The sequence below is a fragment of the Acidovorax sp. HMWF018 genome, assembly GCF_003061035.1.
GTDB classification, from domain to species: domain Bacteria; phylum Pseudomonadota; class Gammaproteobacteria; order Burkholderiales; family Burkholderiaceae_C; genus Acidovorax; species Acidovorax delafieldii.
In genome coordinates this window covers 3,567-10,153 of the sequence record NZ_QAIM01000120.1, presented here as the reverse complement: position 1 = coordinate 10,153, position 6,587 = coordinate 3,567, and the positions used below count along the sequence as shown (strand labels likewise).

Here is a 6,587-nt window from a genome sequence, read left to right as displayed (position 1 = left end):
CCACGCTCTACAAGGTGGTGGCGTTTTCTGCCCAGCGCCAAGTAGCCGAAGCCGCTGCCCGCAAAAGCCACACCGGAGACCCCACCCGCCCCCGCCACTGGAGCCTGCCCGTGCTGCTGGGCGCCGTCATCGGCACGCTGGTCACCTTCACCTCCGTGGGCGCAGGCGCCATCGGCGTCACGGTGCTGTTGCTCGTCTACCCCATGCTGCCGCTGCCACGCATCATCGGTGCCGACATTGCCTACGCCGTGCCGCTGACCCTGGTGGCGGGCCTGGGCCACGCATCCCAGGGCTCGGTGGACTGGCCTTTGCTTGCACAATTGCTGGCTGGCTCGCTGCCGGGCATCTGGCTGGGCTCTCGCCTCGTCGCCCGTACTCCTGAGCGCCTGATTCGCTCCGCCTTGTCCATTCTGCTGGCCTGGGCAGGCTTCAAACTGATTCTGATCTGAGCCCCTATGTACCAATACACCGCTTTCGACACCCAGTTCGTGAAACAGCGTGCCGCACAGTACCGTGACCAGCTCACGCGCTGGCAGACGGGCAAGCTGAGCGAGGACGACTTCCGCCCCCTGCGCCTGCAAAACGGCTGGTACGTGCAGCGCTACGCCCCCATGCTGCGCGTGGCCGTGCCCTACGGAGAGATCGCCAGCCGCCAGCTGCGCGTGCTGGCGCAGATTGCCCGCGAATACGACGAGCCCGAAGCCGCCGTCTTCAAGGCCGCCATGGAAGGCCAGGGCAAGCTGGGCACCACGTTCCTGCCCACGCACTGCGCCCACTTCACCACACGCACCAATGTGCAGTTCAACTGGATTCCGCTGTCCAAAAGCGCGGACGTGATGGACCTGCTCGCCAGCGTGAACCTGCACGGCATCCAGACCAGCGGCAACTGCATCCGCAACACCACCACCGACGCGCTGGCAGGCATCGCCGTGGACGAGATCGTGGACCCCCGCCCCTACGCGGAGCTGATCCGCCAGTGGTCCACGCTGCACCCCGAGTTCGCGTTCTTGCCCCGCAAGTTCAAGATCGCCATCACCGGCGCCAAGGACGACCGCGCAGCCACCGGCTGGCATGACGTGGGCCTGCACCTGGTCAAGAACGATGCAGGTGAGATCGGCTTCAAGGTGTTTGTGGGCGGTGGCATGGGCCGCACGCCGGTGATCGGCACCGTGATCCGCGAGTTCCTGCCGTGGAACCAGATCATGAATTACATCGAGGCCATCGTGCGCGTGTACAACGAGCACGGCCGCCGCGACAACAAGTACAAGGCCCGCATCAAGATTCTGGTGAAGTCCGAAGGCCAGCAGTACATCGACGACGTGGAAGCCGAATACCGCCAGATTTTGGAGATCGACGGCGGCCCCCACACCATCCCGCAGGCCGAATTTGACCGCGTGGCCGCCTGCTTTGTGCCACCCCAGCTGGCCGACATTGCCGACGTGGCCCCCGCAGCCTTGCAGGCATCGCTGGACGCACAGGCTGCAGAGCATTTGATGTTTGGCCGCTGGCTCAAACGCAACGTGCACGCCCACCAAAATCCGCAGCTGCGCGCCGTCACGCTGTCGTTCAAGCGCCCCGGCCAGTCGCCCGGCGACGCCACCAGCGAGCAGCTGATCGCCCTGGCCGATCTGGTGGACAAATACTCCGCCGGCGAAGCCCGCGTGACGCACGACCAGAACGTGCTGTTGCCCTGGGTGCACGCCAGCCGCCTGTTTGACCTGTGGCAAGAAGCCAAGGCCCTGGGCCTGGCCAGCGCCAACGTGCAGCTGCTGACCGACATGATCGCCTGCCCCGGCGGCGACTTCTGCGCGCTGGCCAATGCCCGCTCGCTGCCGATTGCCGAGGCCATCACCCAGCGCTACCAGGACCTGGACGAGCTGGACGACATCGGCGAGATCGACCTGCACATCAGCGGCTGCATCAACAGCTGCGGCCACCACCACAGCGGCCATATCGGCATCCTGGGCGTCGATAAAGACGGCAAGGAGTGGTACCAGGTCACGCTGGGCGGCTCCGACGGCTCTGACCTGTCGGGCGCTGCCGTGGCCGGCAAGGTGATTGGCCCATCGTTCTCGGCGGCCGAAGTGCCGGATGTGATCGAGGCCGTGCTCGGCACCTACCGCGACCTGCGCGAAAGCGGCGAGACCTTCCAGAACACCGTGCGCCGCACTGGCCTTGACCCGTTCAAGGAAGCCGCCAAGCAGGCACGCCACAAAGAACCAGAAACCGCTGCCGCCTGAGCCCCGCAGCGCCGTACAGCACAGCCCCACAGACATGATGTTGAAACTAATCGCCGCCCAAGACCACCAGCCGCCTGCCGATGGCGACGCCCGCGCCGTGGCCCTGCCCAACGATGCCGATGCGCTGGCCCTGCCGCTCGATGGCGTGGACCGTGTGGATCTGCACTTCCCCAACTTCACCGATGGCCGCGCATTCAGCCAGGCTTTTTTGCTGCGCCGCCGCCGTGGCTTTACGGGCGAGATCCGCGCCACCGGCGATGTGCTGATCGATCAGCTGGTGCAGATGCAACGCACGGGCTTTTCGAGCGCCGTGCTGCGCGAGGGCGTGGACGCTGCCGATGCGCAGCGCCAGTTTGAACGCTTCCCTGGCTTCTACCAGGGCGACGCCGTGAACCCCCAACCCCAGTTTGCCGCCCAGGCCGCCTGACAGGCGCACTGCCACGCGCCCGCTGCACCAAAAAACGAGCCCCTCACCATGAGCCAAATCGATCTTGCACGCATCAACGCCGACCTGGGCCGCAACGCGCCCGCCCTGGTGGAATGGGCCCTGGGCCTGGGCAAGACCAGCATCGTCACCACCAACTTCCGCCCCTTCGAAGCCGTGATCCTGCACATGGTCACGCAGGTGAATCCTGATGTGCCCGTGGTCTGGATGGACAACGGCTACAACACCGAAGCCACCTACCGCTTTGCCGACGAAGTGACCCAGCAGCTGGGGTTGAAGCTGAAGATCTACCTGCCCCTGCGCTCGCGCGCCCACCGCGAAGCGGTGGACGGCCCTACGCCCGCGCTGGACGACCCACGCCACGCCGCCTTCACCGAAGAGGTGAAACTGGAGCCCTTTGCCCGCGCCCTGCGCGAGACCGCGCCGCAAGTCTGGTTCACTGCGCTGCGCGCCACTGACACCGCCGTGCGCGCGCAGATGGACCCGGTGAGCATCAACCCCGACGGCCTCGTCAAAGTGGCTCCGCTGCTGCACTGGTCGTCCAAAGACCTGCACGAGTACTGCGTGAAACACGGCCTGCCCAACAACTTCGACTACGTGGACCCCACCAAGGGCGAAGACAACCGCGAGTGTGGCCTGCACATTGCCCACTGACCCCAGGTCCGACCATGAACGCCCGCACCGACTCAGCGCTGCTTGAGAAAACCAACAACATGAGCTACCACCTCAACAACTCCCACCTCGACGCCCTGGAAGAAGAAACCATCTTCATCCTGCGCGAAGTCGCCGCCGCCTTCGAGCGCCCCGCCCTTCTGTTCTCGGGCGGCAAGGATTCGCTGGTCATGCTCAAGTGCGCCGAAAAGGCCTTTGGCGCGGGCCGCATCCCTTACCCGCTCTTGATGATCGACACGGGCCACAACTTCCCGGAAGTGACGGACTTCCGCGACTTCCGGGCGAAGGAGCTGGGCGCCGAACTCATCGTGCGCAGCGTGGAAGATTCGATGGCGCGCGGCACCGTGCGCCTGGCCCACCCCGGCGAGTCGCGCAACGTGCACCAGTCGGTCACGCTGCTCGAAGCGATTGAAGAGTTCCGCTTTGACGCCCTGATCGGCGGTGCCCGCCGCGACGAGGAAAAGGCGCGCGCCAAGGAGCGCATCTTCAGCCACCGCGACAGCTTCGGCCAATGGCAGCCCAAGGCCCAGCGCCCCGAGCTGTGGACCCTGTTCAACACCCGCCTGCAGCCCGGCGAGCACTTCCGCGTGTTCCCCATCAGCAACTGGACCGAGCTGGACGTGTGGCAGTACATCGACCGCGAGCAGATCGGCCTGCCCAGCATCTACTACACGCACAAGCGCCAGGTGGTGGACAAGAAGGGCCTGCTGATGCCAGTGACCGAGCTGACCCCGCCGCGTGAGGGCGATGTGGTGGAAACGCGCGATGTGCGCTTCCGCACCGTGGGTGACATCACCTGCACCGCCCCCGTGGAAAGCACCGCAGCCACCCCGGCCGAGATCGTCATCGAGACCCTGGCCGCCGACGTGAGCGAGCGTGGCGCCACGCGCATGGACGACAAGACATCGGATGCTTCGATGGAGAAGCGCAAGAAGGACGGGTATTTCTGATGACCGCTATCAATTCAATAGCTACTGGCGCAAACAACACTAGCGCCACCGGCCAAAACGACCATATTTCCGCCCTCAAGTTCATCACTTGCGGCTCCGTCGATGACGGCAAGAGCACGCTGATCGGCCGCCTGCTGGTGGACAGCAAGGCTGTGCTGCAAGACCACCTGGCCGGCGTGCAGCGCCAGGGTGAGACCGACCTGGCCCTGCTGACCGACGGCCTTTCCGCCGAACGCGAGCAGGGCATCACCATCGACGTGGCCTACCGCTACTTCGCCACGGAAGAGCGCAAGTTCATCATTGGCGACGCGCCCGGCCACGAGCAGTACACCCGCAACATGGTGACGGCCGCCAGCAGCGCCGACGCCGCCGTGGTGCTGGTCGATGCGACCAAGCTCGACTGGAAGAACCCTGGCCTCGCATTGCTGCCGCAGACACGCCGCCACAGCCTGCTGGCCCATTTGCTGCGCGTGCACTCGCTGGTGTTTGCCGTGAACAAGCTGGACGCGGTGGAAGACCCCGCGCTGGCCTGGAAGCATATTCAAGGCGCACTGCAGGCCTTTGCCCAGGCGGCAGGCATCACCGTGCGCGCCATGGTGCCGGTCTCCGCCCTCAAGGGCTGGAACGTGGTGGACGCCCACGCAGGCTGGTGCGGCTATAACGGTCCTACCCTCCTGCAACTCTTGGAAGAACTGCCCAACACCCCGGCAGACACCGCACTGGCACCGGCCTTCCCGGTGCAGTGGGTCGAGAAGTTCTCGTCCTCGTCGGACACCAGCCAGGGCCGCCGCGTGTTCTGGGGCCGCGTGGCCGCCGGCAGTTTTGCACCCGGCACGGCCGTGCAGATCTTCCCCAGCGGCCAGCTCGCCACCGTGGCCCAGGTGCTGGACCACGCCCGCCACCCCAAGGACGTGCCCGCAGGCACCAGCGCGGGCATCATCCTGGACCGCGAGGTGGACGTATCGCGCGGCGACTGGATTTTGGCAGCGCCCACACCCGCTGCAGCCCCAGCCGATGACGACTTTGGCGACACGCCCGCCGCCACCCCGGCCTGGCCCGCCAGCCGCGAGCTGCGCACTACCGTCGCCTGGATGGACGACGAACCGCTGGTCGCTGGCCGCGTGTACTGGGCGCTGCACGGCCACCGCTGGGTCAAGGCCAAGGTCAAGGCCGTGGTGCACAAGCTCAACATCAACACGCTGGCCGAAGAAGCCGCCACGCAGCTCGATCCCAATGCCATCGGCCATGTGGACCTGCTGCTGCAGGAGGCGATTCCCGCCGCAGCATTCAGCCAGGCCCGCGTGCTGGGCTCGCTGATTCTGGTGGACACCGCCAGCCACAAAACCGCTGGCGCCGTGCTCGTCAACTGATCCAGATCAGCGCCCCAAGCCCCAGTCACCCCATCGGGGTGAGGGACCCTGCAACCAAAGGTCGGTGAAAGCTTTTAAAATCGAGGGTTTTCACCGACCCACACAACTCCTGTCATGACCCACGTCGTTTCCGAAAACTGCATCAAGTGCAAGTACACCGATTGTGTGGACGTGTGCCCCGTGGACTGCTTCCGCGAAGGCCCGAACATGCTCGTCATCGATCCCGATGAGTGCATCGATTGCGCCGTCTGCATCCCCGAGTGCCCGGCCAACGCCATCTTTGCCGAAGAAGACCTGCCGGCGGACCAGATCGCCTTCATCAAGCTCAACGCCGACCTGGCCTTTGCCGACGGCTGGAAGAGCATCACCAAGCGCAAGCCGGCGCTGCCCGACGCCGACGAATGGAACGGCAAGCCGGGCAAGGTCAACGAACTGATCAAGTAACCCGCCGCGCGCCCCGCTGGTGACTGAGACTTTGCAAGCGCCCGCCGTCGTAGAGACCGACGCCGTCGTCATCGGCGCGGGTCCCGTGGGCCTGTTCCAGGTCTTCCAGCTGGGCCTGCAAGGCATCACGGCCCACCTGATCGACGCCCTGCCCCATGCGGGCGGCCAGTGCGTCGAGCTGTACGGCGACAAACCCATCTACGACATCCCGGGCATCCCGGTGTGCACCGGGCGTGAGCTGGCGGGTCTGCTGCTGCAGCAGATTGCGCCGTTCAAGACCCAGTGGCACCTGAACGCGCTGGTGTCCGCACTCACCGTGCAGGCCGATGGGCGCCTGCTGGTCGAAACCTCGCACGGCGCACAACTGCTGGCCCGCAGCGTGTTCATTGCCGCAGGCGTAGGCGCCTTTGTGCCGCGCACGCTCAAGGTGGACGGCATCGAGCGCTTTGTGGGTAACCAGGTCCAC

General features: G+C 65.7%; 8 protein-coding genes. All 8 read left to right on the top strand.

Going from position 1 to position 6,587, the window contains the following annotated elements; genetic code table 11:
• Positions 1–449 (top strand): sulfite exporter TauE/SafE family protein (locus tag DBR23_RS04485; RefSeq protein WP_146191227.1); only part of this gene is annotated, 449 nt, incomplete at its 5' end.
• 6 nt (positions 450–455) lie between these two features.
• The gene (locus DBR23_RS04480; protein ID WP_108497448.1) at positions 456–2,240 is read left to right on the top strand and encodes a nitrite/sulfite reductase; all 1,785 of its coding nucleotides are present in this window, start codon (positions 456–458) and stop codon (positions 2,238–2,240) included.
• Positions 2,241–2,277: 37 nt separating this feature from the next.
• Entirely contained in the window at positions 2,278–2,667 is a 390-nt protein-coding gene (locus tag DBR23_RS04475; RefSeq protein WP_369882083.1) for a DUF934 domain-containing protein, read from the top strand.
• Positions 2,668–2,715: 48 nt separating this feature from the next.
• The gene (locus DBR23_RS04470; RefSeq protein ID WP_108497447.1) at positions 2,716–3,339 is read left to right on the top strand and encodes a phosphoadenosine phosphosulfate reductase family protein; all 624 of its coding nucleotides are present in this window, start codon (positions 2,716–2,718) and stop codon (positions 3,337–3,339) included.
• A gap of 14 nt (positions 3,340–3,353) precedes the next feature.
• Positions 3,354–4,307, top strand: a complete 954-nt coding sequence (gene cysD, locus DBR23_RS04465) for a sulfate adenylyltransferase subunit CysD (RefSeq protein ID WP_099729969.1) — start codon at positions 3,354–3,356, stop codon at positions 4,305–4,307.
• Entirely contained in the window at positions 4,307–5,677 is a 1,371-nt protein-coding gene (locus DBR23_RS04460) for a sulfate adenylyltransferase subunit 1 (RefSeq protein ID WP_108497446.1), read from the top strand. Before cysD ends, DBR23_RS04460 begins: the two co-directional genes overlap by 1 nt.
• A 114-nt stretch (positions 5,678–5,791) precedes the next feature.
• Positions 5,792–6,121 carry a ferredoxin FdxA gene (gene fdxA / locus DBR23_RS04455; RefSeq protein WP_008904181.1) on the top strand — a complete coding sequence of 110 codons (330 nt, stop codon included), beginning with the start codon at positions 5,792–5,794 and terminating at the stop codon, positions 6,119–6,121.
• 31 nt (positions 6,122–6,152) lie between these two features.
• Positions 6,153–6,587 (top strand): NAD(P)/FAD-dependent oxidoreductase (locus tag DBR23_RS30280; protein WP_369882082.1); only part of this gene is annotated, 435 nt, incomplete at its 3' end.